This window comes from Stieleria mannarensis (assembly GCF_014154935.1).
GTDB lineage: Bacteria > Planctomycetota > Planctomycetia > Pirellulales > Pirellulaceae > Stieleria > Stieleria mannarensis.
Genome location: NZ_JACEHH010000031.1, coordinates 1 through 23,288, shown reverse-complemented (window position 1 = coordinate 23,288; position 23,288 = coordinate 1). Strand labels below are relative to the sequence as shown.

General features: G+C 60.3%; 14 protein-coding genes. 11 read left to right on the top strand and 3 right to left on the bottom strand.

Features of this window, described 5'->3' with window-relative positions:
* Positions 1-62: 62 nt before the first annotated feature.
* Positions 63-2,894, top strand: coding sequence for a leucine--tRNA ligase (gene leuS / locus H1B37_RS20455; protein WP_182868511.1), 2,832 nt, complete (start codon positions 63-65; stop codon positions 2,892-2,894).
* A gap of 609 nt (positions 2,895-3,503) precedes the next feature.
* Here leuS and H1B37_RS20450 read toward each other — a convergent pair.
* Positions 3,504-4,277: a gamma-glutamyl-gamma-aminobutyrate hydrolase family protein gene (locus tag H1B37_RS20450; RefSeq protein ID WP_286177954.1), complete on the bottom strand. Its 774-nt coding sequence runs from the start codon at positions 4,275-4,277 to the stop codon at positions 3,504-3,506.
* A 1,233-nt stretch (positions 4,278-5,510) separates the two neighbouring features.
* On the opposite strand from H1B37_RS20450, the gene H1B37_RS20445 reads away from it, so the two are divergent.
* The 6 genes from H1B37_RS20445 (at position 5,511) to H1B37_RS20420 (ending at position 13,625) form a co-directional block, all read left to right on the top strand.
* Positions 5,511-6,623 (top strand): 3-oxoacyl-ACP synthase III, encoded by a 1,113-nt coding sequence (locus H1B37_RS20445; protein WP_182868510.1) that lies wholly within the window; start codon positions 5,511-5,513, stop codon positions 6,621-6,623.
* 195 nt (positions 6,624-6,818) lie between these two features.
* Complete coding sequence (gene rpsD, locus H1B37_RS20440) at positions 6,819-7,427, top strand: 30S ribosomal protein S4 (RefSeq protein WP_147870255.1); 609 nt, start codon at positions 6,819-6,821, stop codon at positions 7,425-7,427.
* A gap of 330 nt (positions 7,428-7,757) precedes the next feature.
* Entirely contained in the window at positions 7,758-9,200 is a 1,443-nt protein-coding gene (gene lpdA, locus H1B37_RS20435) for a dihydrolipoyl dehydrogenase (protein WP_182868509.1), read from the top strand.
* Between the two features lie 3 nt (positions 9,201-9,203).
* Complete coding sequence (miaB, locus tag H1B37_RS20430) at positions 9,204-10,613, top strand: tRNA (N6-isopentenyl adenosine(37)-C2)-methylthiotransferase MiaB (protein WP_182868508.1); 1,410 nt, start codon at positions 9,204-9,206, stop codon at positions 10,611-10,613.
* Between the two features lie 400 nt (positions 10,614-11,013).
* Entirely contained in the window at positions 11,014-12,291 is a 1,278-nt protein-coding gene (locus H1B37_RS20425) for a M16 family metallopeptidase (protein WP_182868507.1), read from the top strand.
* Positions 12,292-12,392: 101 nt separating this feature from the next.
* Complete coding sequence (locus tag H1B37_RS20420; RefSeq protein WP_182868506.1) at positions 12,393-13,625, top strand: M16 family metallopeptidase; 1,233 nt, start codon at positions 12,393-12,395, stop codon at positions 13,623-13,625.
* A gap of 186 nt (positions 13,626-13,811) precedes the next feature.
* Here the strand turns inward: H1B37_RS20420 and H1B37_RS20415 are convergent, their stop codons facing one another.
* Together H1B37_RS20415 and hrpA are read right to left on the bottom strand one after the other, a co-directional pair.
* Positions 13,812-14,021 (bottom strand): hypothetical protein, encoded by a 210-nt coding sequence (locus H1B37_RS20415; RefSeq protein WP_182868505.1) that lies wholly within the window; start codon positions 14,019-14,021, stop codon positions 13,812-13,814.
* Between the two features lie 482 nt (positions 14,022-14,503).
* A complete protein-coding gene (gene hrpA, locus H1B37_RS20410; RefSeq protein ID WP_286177953.1) occupies positions 14,504-18,685 on the bottom strand; it encodes an ATP-dependent RNA helicase HrpA in 4,182 nt (1,393 codons plus the stop codon).
* A 430-nt stretch (positions 18,686-19,115) separates the two neighbouring features.
* On the opposite strand from hrpA, the gene H1B37_RS20405 reads away from it, so the two are divergent.
* From H1B37_RS20405 to H1B37_RS20390, 4 genes are read left to right on the top strand one after another with little or no spacing between them, the layout of a single operon-like run.
* A complete protein-coding gene (locus tag H1B37_RS20405; RefSeq protein WP_182868504.1) occupies positions 19,116-19,622 on the top strand; it encodes a sigma-70 family RNA polymerase sigma factor in 507 nt (168 codons plus the stop codon).
* The gene (locus H1B37_RS20400; RefSeq protein WP_182868503.1) at positions 19,619-20,278 is read left to right on the top strand and encodes a hypothetical protein; all 660 of its coding nucleotides are present in this window, start codon (positions 19,619-19,621) and stop codon (positions 20,276-20,278) included. Before H1B37_RS20405 ends, H1B37_RS20400 begins: the two co-directional genes overlap by 4 nt.
* On the top strand, positions 20,275-21,768 hold the full coding sequence (locus H1B37_RS20395) for a hypothetical protein (RefSeq protein WP_182868502.1): 1,494 nt from the start codon (positions 20,275-20,277) through the stop codon (positions 21,766-21,768). Before H1B37_RS20400 ends, H1B37_RS20395 begins: the two co-directional genes overlap by 4 nt.
* Positions 21,769-23,277, top strand: coding sequence for a DUF1559 family PulG-like putative transporter (locus H1B37_RS20390; RefSeq protein ID WP_182868501.1), 1,509 nt, complete (start codon positions 21,769-21,771; stop codon positions 23,275-23,277).
* The last annotated feature ends 11 nt before the right edge of the window (positions 23,278-23,288 follow it).

Sequence of the window (23,288 nt, the reverse complement as noted above, 5' to 3'; positions counted from 1 at the left end):
ATTTCGCTCTGCCCGCGTCTGAGACGTATCCCCCCCCAACACACATATTTGCTCGACCTCCAATGCCGCGTTACAACCCAGCCGATCTTGAGCCGCGATGGCAAGCTTATTGGGAAGAACACAAGACGTTCGCCACGCCCGAGAAACCGGGCCCCAAAAAACGCTACGTCTTGGACATGTTCCCCTACCCCAGCGGCGACGGGCTGCACGTCGGCCACCCGGAGGGTTACACGGCGACGGACATCGTTTGCCGCTACGCCCGACTATGTGGTGAAAGCGTGCTGCACCCGATGGGATTCGACGCGTTCGGATTGCCCGCCGAAGAACACGCGATCAAAACCGGCGAACACCCGCGGATCCAAACCCAACGCAACATCGACAACTTCACGCGGCAGCTGAAAATGCTCGGTTTCAGCTATGACTGGGACCGTGTGCTGGCGACCACCGACGAAGACTACTTCCGCTGGACGCAATACATTTTCTTGGTCCTGTTTGATACCTGGTTCGATCACGAGACACAAAAGGGACGCCCGATCGCCGAGCTGCCGATTCCCGAGGAGGTTCAATCGCAGGGCGAGTCCGCGGTCGCCGATTACATCGACGCCCACCGGTTGGCCTACCTGGACGATGCCTTGGTCAATTGGTGCCCCAAGCTGGGGACCGTGCTGGCCAACGAAGAAGTCATCGACGGAAAGAGCGAACGCGGCGGGCACCCCGTCAAACGAATTCCGCTGCGCCAGTGGATGTTGCGGATCACCGACTATGCGGAACGATTGCTTGACGGACTGGAGGACCTGGACTGGCCGGCGGGGATCAAGAAACTGCAATCGGATTGGATCGGACGCAGCACCGGCGCGGAAGTCGACTTTTATATCGGCGATCAAGCATCGTTTGACGCATGGAAGGCGAGCCGGGCGGGGACGCCGCTGCCGGCCAGCCCCGGCCAGGACGCGCTGCGCGTCTACACGACGCGTCCCGACACGCTGTTCGGCGCGACCTACATGGTCGTTTCACCCGAGCACCCGATGCTGGATCGGTTGACCACCGCGGAGCAATCCGACGTGGTCAAAGTGTATTGCGAAAAGGCGTCGTTCAAGTCCGATCGCGAGCGAACCGAGGGAGACCGAGAGAAAACGGGTGTATTCACCGGCAGCCATGCGATCAACCCCGTCAACGGAACTCCGATCCCGGTGTGGGTCGCCGACTATGTCTTGGCCGGCTATGGAACCGGCGCGATCATGGCCGTTCCGGCCCACGACGAACGCGACTTTGAATTCGCGGTCAAATACGAATTGCCAGTCATTGCCGTCGTCGATCCCCCCGCCGACGCCGACGACCGCGATGACATCCTGGCCGGAAAAGCGTGCTATGTCGCGGTCGGAAACGCGATCAACAGCGGCCCGATGAACGGTAAGCCGACCGAAGAGGTCAAACGGCAAATCACCGAGTCGCTCGCGTCGGACGGGCTTGGCAAGGCCGCGGTCAATTACAAACTGCGCGACTGGTTGTTCAGCCGACAACGGTTCTGGGGCGAGCCCTTCCCGATCCTTCACGAAGTCGACGCAGACGGCAAGCCGACCGGGCGGATGCGTGGCGTCGATCCGGCCGAGTTGCCGGTGCGTTTGCCCGAGCTGGATGATTTTAAACCGCACGGAAAACCCGAGCCGCCGCTGGGCAAGGCCGGGGACGATTGGTTGTACGTCCAGATCGACGGCAAGTGTTATCGCCGAGAAACCAACACCATGCCGCAGTGGGCCGGTTCGTGCTGGTATTACCTTCGCTACATCGATCCCAAAAACGACCAGGCTCTGGTCGACCCGCAAAAGCAAGCCGAATGGATGCCGGTCGACTTGTACGTCGGCGGTGCCGAACACGCGGTGTTGCACTTGCTGTACTCGCGGTTTTGGCACAAGGTGCTGTTCGATCGCGGCCACGTGACGACGCCCGAACCGTTCGTCCGCTTGGTCAATCAAGGCATGATCTTGGGAGATGTCGAGTACACGGCGTTCTTTGACGAAGATGGCCAACCGGTGTCAGCCGGTGAGATTCGAAAGAGTCCCGATGGCGGGCGTCAATCCAAAGACGGTCGCGCCGTCACGGCCAAAACCGTTGCGGAAGAGGACGTGCAAAAGAAGGGCGAAGGGTTCGTGCTGAAGGCCGACCCGAAGATCAAGGTCGATAGCCGCGCCCACAAGATGTCCAAGGCACGTGGCAACGTGATCAACCCCGATGTCGTCGTCAGCGAATACGGCGCCGACTCGTTGCGATTGTACGAGATGTTCATGGGGCCGTTGGAAGCGACCAAGCCCTGGTCGATGGCCGGCGTCGGCGGCGTCCGCAACTTCTTGGATCGCGTCTGGCGGATGATCGTGGACGATCAACAAGAGGAGTTGGTGTTGCAGCCCGCGCTGACGGAGCAGCCGTGCGATGAAGAGCAAAACCGAATGCTGCACGCGACGATCAAAAAGGTCACCGAAGACACCGATGCGATGAGCTTTAACACCGCGATCGCGCGGATGATGGAATTCACGAATTACTTCACGCGTGCCGAAAAACGACCGATCGACGCGATGAAGTCGTTCCTGATCCTGTTGTCACCCTACGCACCGCACCTGTGCGAAGAGCTCTGGAAGATCCTGGGACAGGAAGGCGTGATCGCGCATCAGAGTTGGCCGCAGTGGGACGAGTCGGCGCTGGTGCAAAGCTCGATCGAAGTGCCGGTTCAATTCAACGGCAAGGTCAAGTCCAAGATTCACGTGCCGCCGGATGCCAAACCCGATCAGATGATCGAAGCGGCGTTGTCGGACGAACGCGTGCAATCGATGCTCGCGGGCAAGAACGTCGTCAAGAAGATCGCCGTCCCCGGCCGCTTGGTGAACCTGGTGGTGAAGTAGCGGCCGGCTGATCGCTGGGTTGAATGGACCCTGTCACGATGCACTGGTGTCTACGTAAGCCGACCAGCAAATTAGGGCATGGCTCCCCTCTCCCTAAAACAGATCTCGCAAATCGACGTCGATTGTAGAGCGTCGTTGACTGCGATCTGTTTTGGGGAGAGGGGCCGGGGGGGCCTGATGAAAAGTACCTGGCGTCGAAAACTGGTGAACCGGCAACGATTGAAAATTGCAAAATGAACAGTGCAAATCGCGAAATGATTTGAGCGACGATTCTCGGCAAATTTGCACTTTGCAATGAACAGTTTGCAATTCGCAATCGAGGGATCCAGCAGAATCGCTGAACGTCCCCGAACCTATCCCAACGTTCCAAGTTCCATTGATTTTCGCCAGCCCTTCTCCCCCGCAAGGCCGAGGGAGAAGGGAGCCTTGGTAAGTTGCCTAGACAGCAATGTCCCCAGGAAGCCGATCGGAGCGGCGAGGGTTCGTTGTGGCTCGAAAGTACTCAGCCACCACCAATCGACCCTCCCTGTCAGGGAGGGTTGCTTTGGAAAACCGCACGACCTCGCCAGGGAGGGTGAAGTCGTAAGCGGGTGCCCGATCGCCAATCGGCTAGGCGACCAGACGCAGGTTTTCGGCTTCTTGTGTTTTGGCCGCGCAGATGCCTTCGATGAATTCTTCGAAGATGCGGACGTCCAGTGCCGAGGCGGCGGCGCATTCGGGGTGGAACTGGGTGCCGATCGCAAACCAGTCCATCATTTCGCTTTCGATCGCTTCGATCACACCATCGGGGCAACGGGCCGTCACGCGGAAACCCGGTGCGACTTCGTCGATCGCCATGTGGTGGCGGCTGCTGACGCGAATTTCGCCGTCGCCGAAGACGCGGCCGACCAGTGAATCGCTTTCGACTTCCAGCGTGTGGCGGTGGTTGGGGTCGTGGGGGTCCTGGTGCGGAACCGCCATCGGCAGGTCTTCTTTGATGTGCAGGAACAGGTTTCCGCCTTGCTGGATGTTCAGCAGTTGCATGCCCGCTCCGATCGCCAGCAGCGGGATGCGGCGTTCGGCGATTTCGGCGACCAGCAGTCGATCGCTGGTTTCGCGAACCGGATCCATCGGACGCACGCTCGAATGCAACATGAAGCCGTCGTTGCGCGGGTCCAGGTCGGCGCCCCCGATCATCATGAAGCCTTCGACGTGATCCAGCACGCGGGCGATCGAATCCGGATCGTCCATCGGCGGCACGACCACCGGGATTCCGCCGGCCGAGAGGATCGATTGGAAGTAGCCCGACGCCAAATAAGCGAACCCGGGCTTGCTGCGGTCGGCAGCTTTGAAGTCACAATTGATACCAATGATCGGCTTGCTAACCAAAGCTTCGCTTGACATCCGACGTTTCCTCATAAAAGTCGCAAAATGCAAGAATGAAACGCAGCAGCGTGCTGCGTGAGTGAAAATGCACGGTCACCTCGAATGACGCCCCAGCACCAACATGCAATCTTGCCGCTGGTGCGGCGGGCGTTGCGGTTGTCGCAGTGGGGCAGAAAGAGAAGCGATAGAACGCAGCAGCAAGCCGGTCGCGAACGGACCATAATTGCCATGCCGAACATCCGAGTCGGGTCCAGACTGTTGGACTCGATGAGAAGAAGTGCAACAAGAATCCATCTTGGAATCCCATTTGAATCATCCTTGAATCAGGACCGCCCCGATACTGTTCGGCTCTGTGTTAAGAGGCCGGCGACGGTGTCGCAGGTCTCTCCGAGCGAGCGGAAAAGTAGCGGGTGTTTTCACCCGATCCAAACATTCCCCACATCTTGTGCAAATCGACATCTGCTAGCACGACAGGCAGTGCTAGCAAAGCGTTTTTTTGCTAGCAATATCGCGTGAAGTTGACGCAGGCGTGCCTTTTTTGCCGCATCACCCTCGCTGCCGAGGTCGTGCGTTTTTTAACAATTCACCCTCCCTGGCAGGGGCGTGCGGTTTTAACAATTCACCCTCCCTGGCAGGGAGGGTCGAGCGCAGCGAGGGGAGGGTCGATTTGTGGTGTTTGAGTGAATCCGAGCGACAACAAACCCTCCCCGCGGGAGGGTGAAGGCCTAAACTCCTGTTATTTCAGAGGTTGAAAACCGCACGACCTCTGGAAGAGAGGGTGTCTAATAGGAGTTCGGCGACTTGCGTTTTAACTTGGTGCGTATGGCTGGTTCCCAGGTTCTGCCGGGAAATCCGCAGAGAAGCCGAGAATTGGCAGAATGATACGGGGCAGAATGATGAGGGCCTCGTGGGCTGGATAGATCGCCACGTCATGAAAGAACCGCGTGAATTGGCGTGCGAACGTCGCTACCTTGTAACGGCTAGCGGAAAAAGGCGAATCCGCCGACAATCGGCCGTTCGGCTGGGTTAGGCAGCTGCCGGGCTCTCTGCGGTCGGCGCGGAGCAACGCTTCGCTTTTGGGTCGCCGAGTTCGGTGAACACGGCGACTGTCCGAATGCATGGTCGACTGCATCGTCTACCCGAAATCTGAGCTGCGTTTGGAACAGTCTTGGCGACTTCCGCTACGTTTGCCGCATCGGAAATGACGTTCCCCTCGGATCAAATCCCTTCATCCCTTTTAGGAATCCCCGCGTGAAATTCGAAAACGTTCGGCTGGCGGCGATCGGTGCGTTGGTCCCCGACGAGGTCTGGTCGAGCGATGAGATTGAGCATCGGCTGGAGCCTTTGTATCAGCGGCTGAAGCTGCCCGAAGGCCGTTTGGAGCTGATGTCCGGGATCGCCCAGCGGCGTGTCTGGCCGGTGGGGACTGTCCCCAGCGGTCCGAGTATCCAGGCGGGCAAGCAGGCATTGGCCGCGGCGGGATTGCCGGCCGAATCGATCGGCTGTTTGATTCACGCCAGCGTGTGTCGCGATTTTCTGGAGCCGGCGACGGCATCGCGTGTCCATCACGGGATCGGCCTGTCGTCAAATTGCTGGGTCTACGACGTGTCCAACGCCTGTTTGGGGCTGATCAATGGTGCGATTCAGATCGCGATGATGATCCAAAGCGGCGCGATCGACGCGGGGATTGTTGTCGGCACCGAGAACAGCCGGATGTTGTTGGAATCGACGATCCAGTCCCTCAACGGCGACACGACGCTACGCCGCAAGGACATCAAGGGCGCATTTGCGTCGTTGACGATCGGTTCGGGCAGTTGTGCGTGGTTGTTGGCCCATGAGCGGCTGGCGCCCGAGGCGACTTGCATTGACGTGGGGATTGCCGAGGCCCGCACCCGGTTCCACGACTTGTGCGTCAGCGACAGCGATTCGGCGGGGGCGTCGATGCAGCCATTGATGGAAACGGATTCGGAACAGTTGATGGCCGAGGGGATCGCGACGGGGGTGGCGGCGTTTGAGAAGTTGCTGGCCGAAAGCGGTTGGACTCGCGACGCGATCGACCGAACGGTTTGTCACCAGGTTGGCACGCGTCATCGCGTGGCGATGTTGCAGTCGATGGGGTTGTCGACCGAGCGGGACAGCGTCTCGTTCCCTCAATTGGGCAACACGGGGTCGGTGGCATTGCCGTTGACGGTGGCGTCGGCGGCCGACCAGGGCGATCTGTCCGGGGGGGATCGCGTGGCGATGTTGGGGATCGGTTCGGGGATCAACAGCGTGATGCTCGCAGCCCGCTGGGGACAGACCCCGGTAGCGGGGAATATCAAAGCGATTCAAAATGCCCCGTTGGCCTTGAAAATCCCGAGCTGAGCGGCGACACTCTGCCGCTTTCCCAAAACCGACGCGCGACCGCCCTCGGAGAATCGTCTCTCGGAGCGAATTTCGCGGATCGCGCCGGCAGCGAATCGACGGGCAATGATGCCCGATCCGGTCGCCGCCCACCCCTTATTTGATCTGTAGCGGTCCACGGGACCGGTTGCAGGCACCCCAGGAGAATCACCGCCCATGGCTCGTTACACCGGCCCCAAAGCACGCGTCAACCGTCGTCTCGGCACCCTGATTTACGAAACCGCGGGTGCCGCCCGTGCGCTCGACCGCCGCAACACGCCTCCGGGGATGCACGTCCGCGGTCGTCGCCCCAGCAACTACGGTGCGGCGTTGCAAGAGAAGCAAAAGATCAAGCACTACTACGGGTTGGGCGAACGCCAGCTGCGGCGTTACTTCGATGCCGTGGGTCGAAAATCGGGCAACACCGGTGAACTGTTGCTGTTGATGTGCGAGCGACGGCTGGACAACGTGGTCCGCCGCGTCGGGTTCACCAAGACGCGTCCCCAGGCTCGCCAAGGCGTCGCGCACGGTCACTTCTTGGTCAACGGCGTGAAGGTCGACAAGCCCAGCTACATCTTGCGTCCGGGCGACATCGTTGAAGTCCGCGGCCGCGAAAATTTGAAAAACCTGTACCGGGGTGTGATCGCCAACGCGGCCCCCGATGCACTGGACTGGGTGGCGTTTGACAGCGAGAACCTGAAGGCGACGATGCTGGGCTTGCCCGGGGCCAGCGACATCAGTTTGCCGGTCGACGCCAACGCCGTCGTCGAATTCCTGTCTCGCTAATCGATGGGTGGGGCGTCCAGCCTGCCGTCACCGCGATTCACGCCCCGAAAGCATACGCCCAGGGGCGGATTCAAAGTACAATTCGATTCCCGTCGCGGACGACTCGTGCTCTGCCAGCATTAAATTCTCGGGTTGCGTTTCTCAAGCGGAAAAGGGGTCAGGTACCAAAAACCAAATGGCCCGAAGGGTGCTTCGCATTTTTGGTACCTGGCCCCTTTTCCGCGGCACCCTGAGTTTAAAAGTTGACGCAGCACTCGGCGTCCGTTCTTTTTTGGGGCTGACGGTCGTTTCTAAAACACAAATCCTTTCTCGCCAATCGAAATAGAAAAAATGCATTGTCCCGTAGTTGTCTTGGGCGGTGGTCCCGGTGGTTATGCGGCGGCGTTCTTGGCCGCCGATGAGGGATTGGACGTCACCATTGTCGAAGCGGAACCACGGCTCGGCGGCACGTGTTTGTTGCGCGGCTGTATCCCCAGCAAGGCATTGCTGCACGTGGCCAAGGTGATCCATGAGGTGGACGACCTGCGGGCCAATTGGGGCGTCGAGTACCCGGGCAAGCCCTCGATCGACATCGACAAGGTGCGTGCCCGCAAGGACCAAGTGATCTCCAATTTGACCGGCGGGCTGGGGAATCTGGCCAAGCGTCGAAACGTGACCGTGATTCAAGCCCGCGGCACGTTCGTCAATTCCACGACGTTGCAGTTGGAAGGTGATCACGATTCGATCCCCGTCGGCGGCCAGCTGACGTTCGACCATTGCATCCTGGCCACCGGCAGCGTTCCGGCGATGCCGCCGGCGTTCAACATCGGCAGCGACCGCGTGATGGACAGCACCGGCGCGTTGGCCTTGGCGGACATCCCCGAGACGATGCTGGTCGTCGGCGGCGGCTACATCGGTTTGGAAATGGGCAGCGTTTACGCTCACCTGGGTTCCAAGGTCACCGTGGTCGAATTGGCCGAGGGGCTGTTGCCCGGTGCGGACCGGGACTTGGTCAAGCCGCTGGCCAAACGCATCGACAAACTTTGCGAGGGCCGCGTGTTGACCAATACCAAGGTCGGATCGATGACCGAGGTCGGCGACAAGGTCCAGGTCACGTTCGAAGGCCCGGCGCACTTCGGGCACGAACAATTCGACCGCGTGCTGGTCAGTATCGGCAGGCGTCCGGTCACCCGCGGTCTGGGATTGGAAAACACCTCCGTCGTCGTCACCGAGCGTGGGTTCGTCCAGGTCGATGATCGGCAACGCACGGCCGACCCGCACATCCTGGCCATCGGCGATGTCGCCGGTGATCCGATGTTGGCACACAAAGCGACGCACGAAGGCCGTGTGGCCGCCGAGGTCATCGCCGGCAAACCCGCCGCGTTCGACAAGAAAGCGATCCCGGCGGTCGTCTTCACCGACCCCGAGATCGCCTGGGCCGGCATCACCGAAACCGAAGCCAAACGGGACGGCGTGAAGGTCGCGGTCGAAGTTTACCCCTGGGCGGCCAGCGGTCGCGCCCAAGCACTGGGGATCACCGAAGGCTTGACCAAGTGGTTGGTCGATCCGGATACCGGACGTGTCGTCGGCTGCGGCATCGTCGGGTCCGGTGCCGGTGAACTGATCGCCGAAGCGGTTTTGGCGATCGAGATGGGATGTGAAGTCCACGACGTCACCGAGAGCGTTCACCCCCACCCGACGCTCAGCGAAACGTTGATGAACGCCGGTGAAGTGCACTTCGGCACGGCCACCGAGATTTTCAAACCCAAACGAAAGCCCGCGTCGGTGGGTTAATCCATGACACAACGCGTCTACATCAAAACCGTCGGCTGCCAGATGAACGTGCTGGACAGCGAAATGGTCATCGCCGACCTGAAGCGTCACGGCTACACCGTGGTCGACAGCCATGAAGATGCGGACTGCGTGCTCTACAACACGTGCAGCGTCCGCGAACACGCCGAGGAAAAGGTCTACAGCGCGCTGGGAAAAATCCGCGAGTCCAAAAAGAACCAGCCGGACAAGCTGATCGGCGTGATGGGCTGCATGGCCCAAAAGGACCAAGAGATCATTTTCAAGCGGGCGCCCTACGTCGATTTGGTCGTCGGCCCCGGTCAGCTGCACACGATCCCGGACTTACTGGCGAAAATTCGCGGCGGCGAAGGCCGTCAGATGGCGATTTCGTTGGGCCGCAAAGACGACAAACAAGCCGTCGTCGCGCGGAGCCACGAAACGTTCGACCCGCTGCGCGACCCCACGATGCGGCCGACGCCGTTCCAGGCCTACCTGCGGATTCAAATCGGTTGCGACAAGTTCTGCACGTATTGTGTCGTCCCCAACACGCGTGGCCCCGAGCAAGGGCGGCGGCCGGAGCAAATCGTTTCCGAAGCCCGCGTGTTGGCCGAACAAGGTTGCCGCGAGATCACGTTGCTCGGGCAAACCGTCAACAGTTACAAATACACCGCCGACGGCACGACGACCGACATGACGGCGCTGTTGGAAATGTTGCACGAGGTCGAGGGGATCGATCGAATCAAGTTCGTCACCAATTACCCCAAAGACATGACCGAGCGGTTGCTGGTCGCCGTTCGAGATCTGCCCAAGGTCTCGCCGTACCTGCACGTCCCGGCCCAAAGCGGCAGCGATGAAGTTCTGAAGCGGATGAAACGCGGCTACACGATCGCCGACTACATGGAGATGTTCGAGCGGATCGAACGGATCTTGCCCGAGGCGGCCGTCAGCAGTGACTTCATCGTCGGCTTTTGCGGCGAGACCGATGAAGACTTTGAAAAATCGCTCGCGCTGGTCGAACGTTGCCGGTTCAAGAACAGCTTCATTTTCCAGTACAGCGTGCGGCCCGGCACCAAGGCGGCCGAGCGTTTGGAAGACGACGTGCCGCGGGAGGTCAAAGCCGAACGCAATCATCGGTTGCTGGAAGTCCAAAACAGGATCGCCAAAGAAGAAAACGCCAAGATGATCGGTCGCGATGTCGAGGTCTTGGTGGAAGGTCCGAGCAAGAAGGCGGCCGACGCGGACCCCGACAGCCCCGTCGTCCAGATGACCGGCCGCACGCCTTGCGATCGCATCGTGGTGTTCGACGGGAACCGTCGCCAGGCCGGACAACTGCTGGACATCCACGTCGACGACGTCAGCAGCCACACGCTGATCGGCCGGGTCAAAACCGTCGATGTCGTTTCGATCGGGTTGTAGCGGTCTACCGCGGCTTTGTTTTCGGGTTGGGCTGGATAGTCGCCGTCCTCTCCGAGGTCGGCGCGGGACAAAGCTTCGCTTTTCGCGTGCGCCGAGTTCGGAGAACACGGCGACCCCGAGAACGCATCAGCAACCCGAAAATTGGACCGCGGTAAACTGCAAGCGGCGATTCAATGTTCCACTTCCTTCAATTTGCTAAATCATCCAACGCACAGGCTGATTTCACTCTGTCGTTTGGGCACGTTTGAAATGGCCGAAATGGCGAGAAGCACGGGCGGTCGTGAGGGAAATCCACCTTCTGGCCAAGGTCGCTACCTTTTATCCTGCAATGACTCCGCCCCTGTGCGAAACCGCCCATCTTCGTGACAATTCGGCACTCTTTCCTCCCCAGATCTTGCCTATGTCCACCTCCACCGATGCTGCTGCGGGACAATCTTCCCAAAGCGAAATCACGACGCACCGCTTGCCCAACGGGATGACCGTTCTGGTGCAGCCAATGCCCTGGCTCCGCACCGCGGCGTTCACGCTTTCACTGCGCGGCGGCATCCAGAACGAAGCGGCCGAACGATCGGGGCTGGCGTCGATGGTTTGCGAGATGGTCCAGCGCGGCGCCGGCAGCTACAGCAGCCGCGATCTGGTCGCGATGCAGGACAACTTGGGCATGGACCGCAACAGCGGGGTCTCCACCGCCACGGTTTCCTTTGGTGCCGCGATGCCCGCCGAATCGTTCGCCGAAGCGCTCCGGTTGTACGCCGACATCGTGCGTCGACCGCACCTGCCGGGCGACCAGATCGAAGACGCCCGGATGATGATGATCCAGGAATTGCGAGCGATCGAAGACGAACCGACGCAGCGTGTGATGAAACGCGTTCGCGAATTGCACTACGGCCCCCGGCTCGGACGCGGCAGCCAGGGGACGATGGAGTCGTTGGCGGCGATCGACAGCGATGACATCCGCCAGTTCTATCAGACCAACTACCACGCCGGCGGCGCGATTCTGACGGTTGCCGGCCGCGTCGAAGCGGACTCGGTCGTCAACTTGACCGAACAGGTGTTCGGCGACTGGCGGACCGAAGCCTTCGACGCCGCCCCGCTGCCGGTCGGCACCGGGGTCTATGAACACATCCAAGCGACCAGCAGCCAGACGCACATCGCGTTCGCCTTTCCGAGTATCCCCTACGGCCACCCCGATTACTTTGCCATGCGTGCGGGGATCGGAATTCTAAGTGACGGGATGAGCAGCCGTCTGTTTGATCGTGTACGCGAAAAACGCGGACTCTGCTACACGGTCTCGGCCAGCTGCCACTCGCTGATCAACGCCGGCGGCGTGTTCGGATACGCCGGAACGACTCCGGCCCGCGCCCAAGAAACACTGGATGTGACGCTGGGTGAAATCCGAAAACTGCCCAGCGACTTGGAACAGAGCGAGCTGGATCGTTGGAAGGTTCGCATCGAAAGCGGTCTGATCATGGAACAGGAATCGAGCGCCTCGCGGGCCAGTTCGCTCGCCAGCGATTTCTATCAGATCGGCCGGGCGATGCCGACGGCCGAGCTAAGCGAGATCATCGAGTCGTTGACGTTGGAGGATGTCAGGGGCTACTGGGAAAACCATCCACCGTCGGATTACCGCATCGTCACGCTGGGGCCGGAGAAGCTGGCGGTGGAGTCCGGGACGTGATCACGGGCTGGAAGCCTGTCCCACGTGCATTGACAGGCTGGAGGCCTATCCCACTTTCTTGCCAGATCTGATGATACGACGTTACTCGTTTGAGTTTTGAGATGCCTGAGTTTCAACAAGCCACTCTTCCCAGCGGACTGCGGATCGTTGCCGAGACCGATCCGCGCAACTATTCGATGTCGCTGGGCTATTTCGTCCAGGCCGGGGCCCGCAACGAGCTCGATCCGCAATCGGGACTGAGTCACTTTCTGGAACACATGATGTTCAAGGGGACCGAGCGTCGCAGTGCCGAGGACGTCAATCGTGAACTCGACGAGTTGGGCGGCCAGTCCAACGCCTACACGTCCGAAGAACAAACCGTTTACTACGCGACCGTGCTGCCCAAGTTTCAAGACCGGATCGTCGACCTGTTGACCGACATGATGTCCCCGGTCCTGGATGACGACGAGTTCGAAACCGAGCGCAAGGTGATTCTGGAAGAGATCGCCAAGTACGAAGACCAACCTCCCTTTGGCGGTTTCGAACGGGCGATGGAAGTCTACTTTTCACCGCGTGGCCTGGGACGTCGCGTGCTGGGCACCAGCGAGTCGATTCAGGGGATGACGGCGGCGCGGATGCGTGATTATTTTAATCTCCGCTATCGCCCCGAAAACATCGTGCTGGCCGCGTCGGGCAATGTTGACTTCGACGGCCTGGTCGCCGAAATCGAACAACGGACGGCGACGTGGAGCGACCGCACCGCGGACGAGTCCCTGGCCGCCGACGACACCGACTCGATTCCCGAGGGAATCGAATTGTCCCGCCGCGTCCCGATTTCCGATGCCGTTCAAGCCTACTGCATCCAGATCGGAAACGGCCCCTCGTCGGCCTGCGGCGAGCGTCATGCGGCGCGTCTGTTGGCGTCGATCTTGGGCGATGAGGGCGGCAGCCGATTTTTCTGGGACCTGATCGACACCGGCCGCGCCGAGGTGGCGACGTGTTGGCCCCAGGAATTCAGTGATCGAGGGGCCTGGTTCAACTACCTGGTTTGCGCGCCCGAGGACCTGGAAGGCAACAAACGGTTCATGCGTGAAATCATCGACAGTGTCGTCGACAAGGGCGTCACCGACGAAGAACTGCAGCAGGCGATCAACAAGACCGCCGCCGGCTACATCATGCAGAGCGAACGGCCGAGCAATCGGTTGTTCAGCATCGGCAGCCGCTGGCTGGTCCACAACGAGTATGTTGATCTGGATCAATCGTTGGCAAAAACCCGCGCGGTCGACCAAGCCGCCATCGCCCAGGTCGCCAAGAAGTACTTGTCGGAAGAGCCGACGGAGATTTTGGCGATGTAATGGCAGAGCGCCCGTAGCGGAAGCCGCCAAGGCTTTCGGCAGGGGCGAAATTCTTGGCGAATTCCGCTACACGACAGAGCGAAATTGTTGGCCAATTCCGCTACACGACAGAGCGAAATTCTTGGCGAATTCCGCTACGAGATGGGGGCGATATCCTTGGCGGGAGGCGGGCGATGAGAGTTCAGCCTACCGACGACCGCTATACCGGGACCGGCTGGTCACGAACTGGTCGAGATCTTTCTCCAGTTTGATCAGCTCTTCGTCGAGCCAGATGGCAAACTCCGCCCGAGAGACGTCTTCGACCAACGCGGTGAACTGATCCCAATGGCTCGTGCTCACCTGCTTGGCCGATTCGCTCTTCAAACTTGGCGTTTGTTTGTCGCTGGATGTCGACATCTTGAACCCTCCGGTTGGGGGTGGTTTGGATCGGATCAACTCTGGAAACTGACTCGCAGTTCCTCGTCTGCTCTGTCAGTTAGACGCGCCACCGTGCCGGGGGTTCATCGAATTAACAAAGGTTCTTTGGGGAACGTTCTTTCAGTCGTTGCAAGCTGCATGCCTTTTTTCGTGCCTGCAGCCGTTTTCTTGTCTCCTGACCGTGGATTTTCTCCTCATTTCACACGAAAAACCGCTCGGAATTTTATTTCTGACAATTTCGGTTTGGTTCGTGGGAAACGCGGAGTGTGTCGTTCTGGCGACCATTCGTCGCGAAACTGCCACTTCTTCACGCAATCGAGTGCTTCGGCTGCCTAAAGAGATCGCACCGCCATAGAATACTCCGTTATCGTCTTTTAAGGGAGGCCGTTTCGTCTTTAAGTGAATTTTTGTCCGATTTGCGTCACGCTTTGCCCGGATCAGCCAGGGGGTGCCGGTCACGGTCACTTTTCCGCAAGCAACTTTTCGCAACGTTTGGCGGAGACTTTGACGGCGGTTCCGAGCGGCTGGGCGAACAGGCTGACGCGCAGTTCTTCGATCATCCAGCGGATTTCATCGGCCGCTCGCAGCTTGGGCGTCTGGTCCGGTTCGGGGAATCTGGAAATCCATTGCTGCCACAACCCGGCCACGGTCTCGGTCCCACTCTGGTCACGTGGTCCCGCCCCGCTGCGAAGTTTGTCCAGACGGTACGAGATCGCCGACAGATACCTCGGGTAGTGTTGCAGCCAAGTCCAAGGGGTGACGGACAGGAAATCCGGATGGATCAGCCAGCGGAGTTGTTCCTGCACGTCACCGGCTGCAGCGGGAAACCGGGACGCCGACAGGGATTCGATTTCGCCGCGCATGCCCAAGTAGGACTGACCGAGCTGGGTCAGCCACTTCGCCACATCGGCGGCGGCCAGGGCGATCCGTTCGCCGCGGTCGCCCAGCCGGGCCTGGAATTCGTCTCGGCTGCGCACCAAGGGTTGTTTTTCGACGAACGCGACACGGGCCAACAGGTCGATCAGCGACGGTTCGAACTGGGCCGCGGGCACGGCGCCGGCGAGTCGGATTTTGGTTTCGTTCAACTCCGGCAACCAGCGGACTTGACGTCTCAGTTCGGCGCGCTGGCTGATCGCATACAGTCGAGTCAACCCTTGCCGCATGACGGATTCAGCGGACGTTTGATCGGGATAGAGCGCGAGGGTGACGTGATCGCCTTGGTCGGCCAGCGCGGGGTATTGTGCGACCCGGACGCCACCTCTTTCACGGATCACATCGACGGGCAGCTGGTCCAGGTCAAACGACCGCATCGGCTCGCTGGGCAGATCGGCATCGGCCTGCGGTGTGACTTCGCCGGACGGTTGGTCGTGACGCTGCGCCAATCGCTGGACCAACGGATCGACCGATCGGCCTTGGGCGACCAGATTGCCGTCGTCGTCGACAACCGAAACCAAAAACCTCAAGTGGTCTTCCATCTTCTCGTCTTGGAAATCCGATTCGCTGATCGGCATTTCCGCGTGCCGCGACATCGCTTGGCAGACGGCCGGCATGAAGGGGACTTGGCCGTACTGGGGCAACAATTCGTCATAGATCTGGCGGGCGACATCGGCGGCCGGGACCAGGTTGCGGCGAATCCGCTTGGGCAGCGATTTGATCATCGCCACGATCTTTCCGGGCAGCAGCCCTGGGACGAGCCAACCGAGTCGATCGTCGCTGATTTGCGAAACCGCGGCTTGATGGATCCGCAAACTGACTCCATCGTCCTCCGCACCGGGTTCGTAACGATACCGCAGCGGCAATTCGGTTTTGCCGATCGATAGCCGATCGGGAAACTCATCGGCCGAGATTTGATCGGTGGTGATGTCGATCAAATCCGACGGCATCATGAACAACGAGCTCGCGTCGGATTCGACCGTCGGCGGATCATGCAACCAGGCCGACAGTGCGGCCGAGTCGGTCAAACGTTCGACCCAATCGGGCACGGGCATCGACTTGGAAAGTTTCTCCAGTCGGCCCTTGTCACAAACGTCGGCCGGCAGACGATGTTGATAGAACTGCTGGACGACATAGTCATCGACGACCATGTCGCGTCGCCGCGTTTTCGCGGCAAGCACTTCAAACGATTCACGCAGGGCTCGGTTGTGGCGTATGAAACGCGCGTTGGTCTTGAGTTGTTGTTCGACCAACCCGTGTTGGATCAACAGATCGCGCGCGGTGGTCGGATCGACCGGTGGCAGCGGGACGCGGCGGCGGACAACGATCGGCAATCCGAACAGCGATTGGCGCTGGTAACAAAAGGCGCCGCCGCCCTTTTGACTCCAGTGGGGATCGCTGTAAGACGCTTTGAGCAAATGAGCGCCGATCGATTCGATCCATTGCGGCTGAATCCGGGCGACCGTGCGGGCGTATTGTTTACTCGTCTCGACCAACTCCGCGGCGACAATCCATTTGGGTTTGGCGTCGAACACGCCGCTGCCCGGCCACAGGAACAGTTTCAAGTTGCGTGGCCCCAAATAGACGTTCTTTTCGCCCGCCATCGCGACGCCGGACATGAAACCGCTCAACAGCGCCTGGTGAACCGCCGCATAACGATCTTTGTCGATCGTCCGTTTGGATTGGTCTTCGGCGAACCGGATCGCCCCGATTTGACGCCGCGGCGTGGACTTGCGTGAGTCGCGCGAGCGATTCAGGTCCAACGCGATTTCACGAAGCTGGCGAAACGTATCGGACCATTCCCGCATCCGCGTGGGCGAGAGGAATCGCTTGCGAAGCTGGCGGGTGAGTTTGCTTCGCGAGTGATCGGCGCGGGCCTGTTCGTAGTAGCGCCACAATCGCAGGTAGGACAGGAAATCGCTTTCCCCGTCACGGAATTCGGCATGCGCCTGGTCGGCGGCCTGCTGTTGGTCCTGCGGTCGTTGTCGCGGGTCGGGAATCTCCATCGCCGCGGCGATCGGCAAGATCTCCGGCAGCACGCCAAGATCGTCGGCGGCCAGGATGATGCGACCGATCCGCGGGTCGACCGGCATCCGTCCGAGCGACTTTCCGATCGGCGTCAATTCTTGACGCTCGTCGATCGCGCCGAGCTCCAACAACGTCTGCACGCCTTCGCGGATCGATTCGGGGCGTGGCACATCCAGCAGCGGCAACGAGTCGAGCGAACCGAATCCCAACATTTTGCTTTGCAGCACCACCGAGGCGAGGTTGGTGCGACGAATCTCCGGCGTCGTGAAGGCGTCGCGGGTCTCGTAGTCGGTGGTCGAATACAGCCGCACACAGACGCCTGGACCGACGCGGCCACAGCGTCCGGCACGCTGGTCCGCGCTGGCACGGCTGACCGGTTCGATCGGCAGCCGTTGCAGTTTGCTGCGTGGGCTGTAGCGGCTGATCCGCGCCGTCCCGGAGTCGATCACGGCGCGGATGCCTGGCACCGTCAGCGAACTTTCCGCGACATTGGTTGCAAAGATCAAACGCTGTTTTTGACCCGTGGGATGAAAGATCCGTTGCTGGTCTTTTTGCGGCAACCGCGCGTACAGCGGCAGGATCTCCACGCGGCCTTCCGATCCCATGCGTTTGTAGTGTCCGGCGACGCGATGGGACACCAAGCGGATATCGCGTTCGGTGGGCAAGAAGACCAGGGTATCCCCACCGCCGCCGGTTCCACGGGCCAAGTCTTTCAGCCCCGCGATCACGTGATGGGCCAGGTCATACGAACGGTTCTCGTCGGCGACATCTTCCCAGGGCAAGTACCGCATCTCGACCGGATAACCGCGGCCTTCGACGTTCAAGATCGGTGCCGGGCCGTGTTCGTCGCTGAAGTGTTCGGCGAAACGCTCGGCGTCGATCGTGGCGCTGGTGATGATCAATTTCAGATCGGGGCGTTTTTGTTGCAGCCCACGCAGGTACGCCAGCAGGAAATCGATGTTCAGCGATCGCTCGTGCGCCTCGTCGATGATGATCGTGTCGTATTGATCCAGGAAGCGATCCGAACCGGTTTCCGCCAGCAAGATCCCGTCGGTCATCAATTTGATCATCGTCTCGGGGCCGGTCTGGTCCCCGAAACGGACTTGGTAGCCGACTTGTTTTCCGAGCGGGCACTGCATTTCCTCGCACAGCCGCGTGGCGATGCTGCGGGCAGCCAGTCGTCGCGGCTGGGTGTGCCCGATCATGGCGGCGCGCCCGCGTCCGGCTTCCAGACAGAACTTTGGCAACTGGGTACTCTTGCCGCTGCCGGTTTCGCCACACACGACGATCACTTGACGCGTCTGAATCAGTTCGATGATCTGGTCCTTGTAGCCGGTGATCGGTAATTCGGGCGGGTAGTCCAGCAGCGGCGCGTACGATTCACGCTCGCGGCGACGGGCGATCGATTTTGCCAGACGCGACTGGAATTCTTCGTCGGAAAGACGCTTACGCTGGCGACGGAGCCGGAATTGGTCGGCCCGCATCGCGTTGTCGATCACCAATTCGTCGGGAGCGATGTCGGCGACATTGATCTCGCCGGCCGGCTCCGCTGGTCGGGATGGGACTGCCTTCTCAAGCTCGCCGGCGGGGGGCTCCCCATGGTCCGCGGCCGATTGATCGACTTGGCTGGGTTTCGGCTCGCGCTGGGGCTCCAGTCGGGGGCTGGATGGTTTGAAGTTCATGGACCGGGGAAGAAAGGGAAAGCAGCTGGAAAGTCGATTGGAAGCTATCACCCTACGAAATTTTCTGCGTCGTGACAGCGGCAGGTCGTCGTGGCGTAAAAGGTGTTGATTGCTTTCCTCGGCCGCCCCAACCACAAGGAGGTCTTTTTCGATTCCCCCAGAACTTCACCCCAAACGCACCACCCGAAGAAAAAATATCTGCCAGGGAGGGTGACAAGCTTTGGCACTTGATTCTCAGAGGTTGAAAATCGCAGGACCCCGATCGGGAAACAGGGTAAGAAGATGATTGGGTAGGAAGATTGAGGTCAGACCGGGGGGAAAGGATCGCGAGAATTTTTGGAAAATCCTGGGACGCACCGGGGGCGGTAACATCCTTGTTTCCGATGTGGCGTCTTCGGGCGTCGAAACAATCCCCACTCGATCGATGCCGATGCCTCCCCAAGAGCTCGCCGAAACGTGGAAACGCTGCTCGTCGCGGTTGTTGCTGATCGCGCGTGCGATCGGCGAACCGGCCGAGGACGCGGTGCAGGAAGCGTTCTTGCGGCTGGCACGACAAACGCCGCCGCCGGACGACCCCTTCGCCTGGTTGGTCACGGTGACGCGAAACCAACTGTTGCAGTGGCGACGCAGCGGAATCCGTCGCCGGCGACGCGAACGCGATTCCGACCAACAACCGGTTTGGTTCGACGGCGAATCGCAGCAGATGGAATCCGCGCTCGATGCCCAAGAGGTCACCGAGGCATTGAAACGTTTGGACGCCGACCAGAGGCAGGTCATTGTCATGCACTTGTGGGGTGAACTCAGTTTCCGACAAATCGCCGAGGTCATGGCGTGTTCCCAATCCACGGCACATCGGACCTTTCAATCCGGGATCCGAGCCATGCAACGCAAATTCAATCCGACGGCTGACCCGGTCGGTGGGAGGGATTCAAAATGAATCGCAGCAATGAAGATGACAGACAGCGAGAGGACGACGAGATCGACCAGGCGTTCATCGCTCGACTGCGTGGCCTGACGCCGGCGTCGGTTTCCGCCTCCGCAGACGACGGTCCCGAGCATTCGCTCGGCATCGAATCCATTCTGTATCGGGCGGGCTTCCAAGCCGGGCAGGATCATGTTCGCCGCGTGTCGATCGTCCGCAACGCCGACACGCGGCAATGGTTGTCGTTGCTGGCCGCCAGCGTTTTGACGGCCGTCGTCACGTTGCCGATCGCGCTGGGCATCGGGCGGCACTGGCGGTCGCCGAGCCCGACCCCGGTGGCGGGGCAGCACGATGTGACTCCAGCGGAAACCGTCAACGCGGCCCCGGTGCCCAGCGATGCGTCCTCGGAGGCGCCGGACGGTGCTGAAGCGACTCCATCGGTCAAGTCAAACAAGTGGCGAGACATTCATTCCGACTGGCACCTCACCACCCTCGCCGGTGGCACGCCGTTGGCAACACTGACTGCGTTTCACAGCCGGTCGCTAGAGACGCTTCCGAGGTCCAATTGGATTGCACTGCAAGACGACCTCTTTGACGCAGGCGACCCGATCTCTGCGGGAGATTTGGACACGCTCACCGCCACTTTCGATTTACAGGTTCAACCACGATGAAAATCACGACCGCGGTAATCTGTGCGGTGGCGTCGCTGTTGGTAGTGACGCCCTCGCGCGGCCAAGTCATGCTTTCGCCTGCATTTACGCAGGGCGACCAAGCTGCGACAGAAACGGAAACATCAACAACGGTGCGTCTGCACCCGCGCCGCCAATCGGATCCGATGCTGGAGTATCGATTGTGGCCGGCGCCGGAGAAACGTAGGCCCCGGCCGGTCATGGTGGCGGTCAATCGCGCCCTGATCCTCGTGGCCCAGGTTTCACCGACGAAAAAGCGTGAGTTTTTGGAACGCTACGACACCTGGACGTCGCTGCCAATCGATCAACTTCCCATCGACGAAGCGCGGGAGAGCTACGGGCCGTTCGAAACGGCGATCGGAGTCTTGCGGACGGGCGAGACCTGGATGGGGTTGGACTATGACCTGGGCATGGCAGAGATGTCGGCGGAGGACAGGGTTTCCACCTTGCTGCCGGAGTTCCAGGAGATGCGCGATTTGGCGCGACTGATTGCACTGCGGACACGCGTCGCGGCGGCTCAGGGACGCTGGGGGGATGCCGTGGCCGACCTGCGGCTCGGGTTTCGATTGTCCCAGGCCGCCAGTCACAGCACCGATACCTTGCTGGGGCGTTTGATCGGGACGGCGATCAGCGAAACGATGTTCAAGACGATCGAATCGATGATCCAACAACCCGAGTGCCCCAATCTGTACTGGGCGCTGGCGGGATTGCCGGCCGATCAGCTGTTCGATTTTCGTGAGGCGATGGAGTATGAATCGACGCTCAGCAGCCACCTGGGAATCATCGCGGGACTGGACGAATTGCCCGACAGCGTGATCGGCGAACAGGAAGCATTGCTCCGCTTGAAAAAGATCACTCATGCCTTTGCGACGATGTTTCACCCCAGCGGCGGCGCGACCGAAAACACGTCGCTGCGTCAGATGACAACCGGATTTCAAATCGCATTGATGGTCGGACCCGCACGACAGTTGTTGTCGAACGATCCCGACTGGTCCGACCGCGTCGATGAACTCTCCGACGCCGAGGCGGTGTTGCGTGCCAGCGACTTCGAATTGGCGCGGATCCGGGATGCCTGGCTGGCCTGGGCATTGCTGCCGCCGGAATTATGGGACGAAGCCGAGGCCCGACGTCGCAGCGCGATGACTGCCGCCGTCCAACCACGGACGCTCGGCGGACAACTGGCCCGGATGATGACGCCATCGGTTTCGGCCGCGATGAGTGTGCCGCTGGATGTGCGTCAACAACTGCACCGGTTACTGACGCTCGAAGCGCTGCGAATGCATGCCGCCGAGAACGCCGCCTTGCCCGAGACCCTGACGGACCTGACCCCCGTCCCCGCTTGGCACGACCCGCGGATTCGCCGCTCATTCCAATACGCTCGTCACTCGGAAACCGAGGCCACTTTGTCGATGGCCGAGGGACCGCGCTCGCGAGACGACATCACACTGAACATCAAGCTGGAGGTGAATTAGATGCTTTTGATCAAAACGCTGCGAACCGTGCCTTACGTCCTGGTCTTGATGGTTGCTGGCCCGGCGGGTGATTCAGCCAACGGGCAGGACCGCAAAGAAGGGCCGCCGCATGCCGTCCTGATCAATGACGTCGCCGAGACGCATCCCATCTCTGCTTACGTCGAACCGTCAACGATGTTGGTCGCCGAGATCGATTGGCAAACCATCGATGTCGATCCGCTGTTTGAATTGATCCAAGAGCTTACCGGCGACCGGCCGTCAGACGTGCCCACCGTGAAACAATTGTTTGGAGCCATGAAAGAGGCTCAGGCGGGGAAGGTCTATTTTCTTGCCGGGTTGGAGACCCCGGCTGACAAAATGCCCTTGATCGTGATCGAAACACCCCAGGCGACGAAGTTGCTTGCGGCGATCGAGAACACCCTGGGGAAACGTCCTGCTTCGGTCACAGCCCTGACCAGTAACCGAGGCATGATTCTAGGCACGACCGAACAGATCAAACGCGTTCAATCGTCGGCGCCGATCAAACGTGATGCGTTGCTGATGCCGCTCAAGGACGCCAATCGATTGGACCATACCGCGGTGATGGTTTTGCCGCCCCAAACCCGAGAGTTGTTGACAAGCGTTTGGCCGCAACGGATCCCGGGTGGATTGCCGCTGAAGCTATCCCCCAGCGAATTGGTGCAGGGGATCGACCGCGTGATTCTGACCTTTCGAACACCGCCGGATCCCTTGGTACGTCTGATGGTTGACGCCACCGACGAAGCATCGGCGGATCGATTTGCCAAACAGTTCGCGGGGGTCAAACAGGCCTTTGGCGAATCGCTTCAAAACGTTTCGCTCCGCCGCGAAAAACATCGTGTGATCTTGGAGGCCGGCGAAGACGTTTTCCGGCAGGGGCGATCGCTCGCAACCGATGCCCGCGAGCGTGCTCGCCAGTCTCAGCTGGTCGACAGCCTCAAACAACTCGGCTTGGCGTTCTACATCTACCATGATCGAGAAAAACATTTGCCGCCGCGCTGCTTTGTCGATCCCGATGGCAAACCGCTGCACAGCTGGTTGGTCGCCGTCCTGCCCGACCTGAACAACTTGGCGTTTTATCGTTCGATCCGATTGGATCTGCCTTGGGATGCAGCGGAAAATTCGCAGATGAAACGCACCGTCCCTGCCGGGATCGGTGATTCGAGTTTGCCGGTCGCACACACGGTGATCCGGGCTCCGGTCTTTCCCGGATCCCTCTGGCACGGCGATGGACCACCGAAGACGCTTCAGGACATCACCGACGATCGGTCACAAACGATTCTTCTGGTCGAGGCCGCACGTGAGGATGCGATCCACTGGGCCGATCCGACCCCTTGGGTGATTTCCGAGACGAATCCGATGGAGGACCTGTTCGCCGGCCGCGAAGCGATGCGAGTGCTGTTGGCCGACGGTTCGGTCCTGTTGCTGAAACGCTCGGACGTGGACAACGCCAAACTGAAGGCGATGCTGACGATCGCGGCGGGTGATTGAAACCTGAGCAA

Bases quoted from the DNA above. Each gene is read 5' to 3' on its own strand.
- leuS (WP_182868511.1), top strand. From the start codon at position 63: ATGCCGCGTTACAACCCAGCCGATCTTGAGCCGCGATGGCAAGCTTAT.
- H1B37_RS20450 (WP_286177954.1), bottom strand. From the start codon at position 4,277: ATGTCAAGCGAAGCTTTGGTTAGCAAGCCGATCATTGGTATCAATTGT.
- rpsD (WP_147870255.1), top strand. From the start codon at position 6,819: ATGGCTCGTTACACCGGCCCCAAAGCACGCGTCAACCGTCGTCTCGGC.
- lpdA (WP_182868509.1), top strand. From the start codon at position 7,758: ATGCATTGTCCCGTAGTTGTCTTGGGCGGTGGTCCCGGTGGTTATGCG.
- miaB (WP_182868508.1), top strand. From the start codon at position 9,204: ATGACACAACGCGTCTACATCAAAACCGTCGGCTGCCAGATGAACGTG.
- H1B37_RS20425 (WP_182868507.1), top strand. From the start codon at position 11,014: ATGTCCACCTCCACCGATGCTGCTGCGGGACAATCTTCCCAAAGCGAA.
- H1B37_RS20420 (WP_182868506.1), top strand. From the start codon at position 12,393: ATGCCTGAGTTTCAACAAGCCACTCTTCCCAGCGGACTGCGGATCGTT.
- H1B37_RS20415 (WP_182868505.1), bottom strand. From the start codon at position 14,021: ATGTCGACATCCAGCGACAAACAAACGCCAAGTTTGAAGAGCGAATCG.
- hrpA (WP_286177953.1), bottom strand. From the start codon at position 18,685: ATGAACTTCAAACCATCCAGCCCCCGACTGGAGCCCCAGCGCGAGCCG.
- H1B37_RS20405 (WP_182868504.1), top strand. From the start codon at position 19,116: ATGCCTCCCCAAGAGCTCGCCGAAACGTGGAAACGCTGCTCGTCGCGG.
- H1B37_RS20400 (WP_182868503.1), top strand. From the start codon at position 19,619: ATGAATCGCAGCAATGAAGATGACAGACAGCGAGAGGACGACGAGATC.
- H1B37_RS20395 (WP_182868502.1), top strand. From the start codon at position 20,275: ATGAAAATCACGACCGCGGTAATCTGTGCGGTGGCGTCGCTGTTGGTA.
- H1B37_RS20390 (WP_182868501.1), top strand. From the start codon at position 21,769: ATGCTTTTGATCAAAACGCTGCGAACCGTGCCTTACGTCCTGGTCTTG.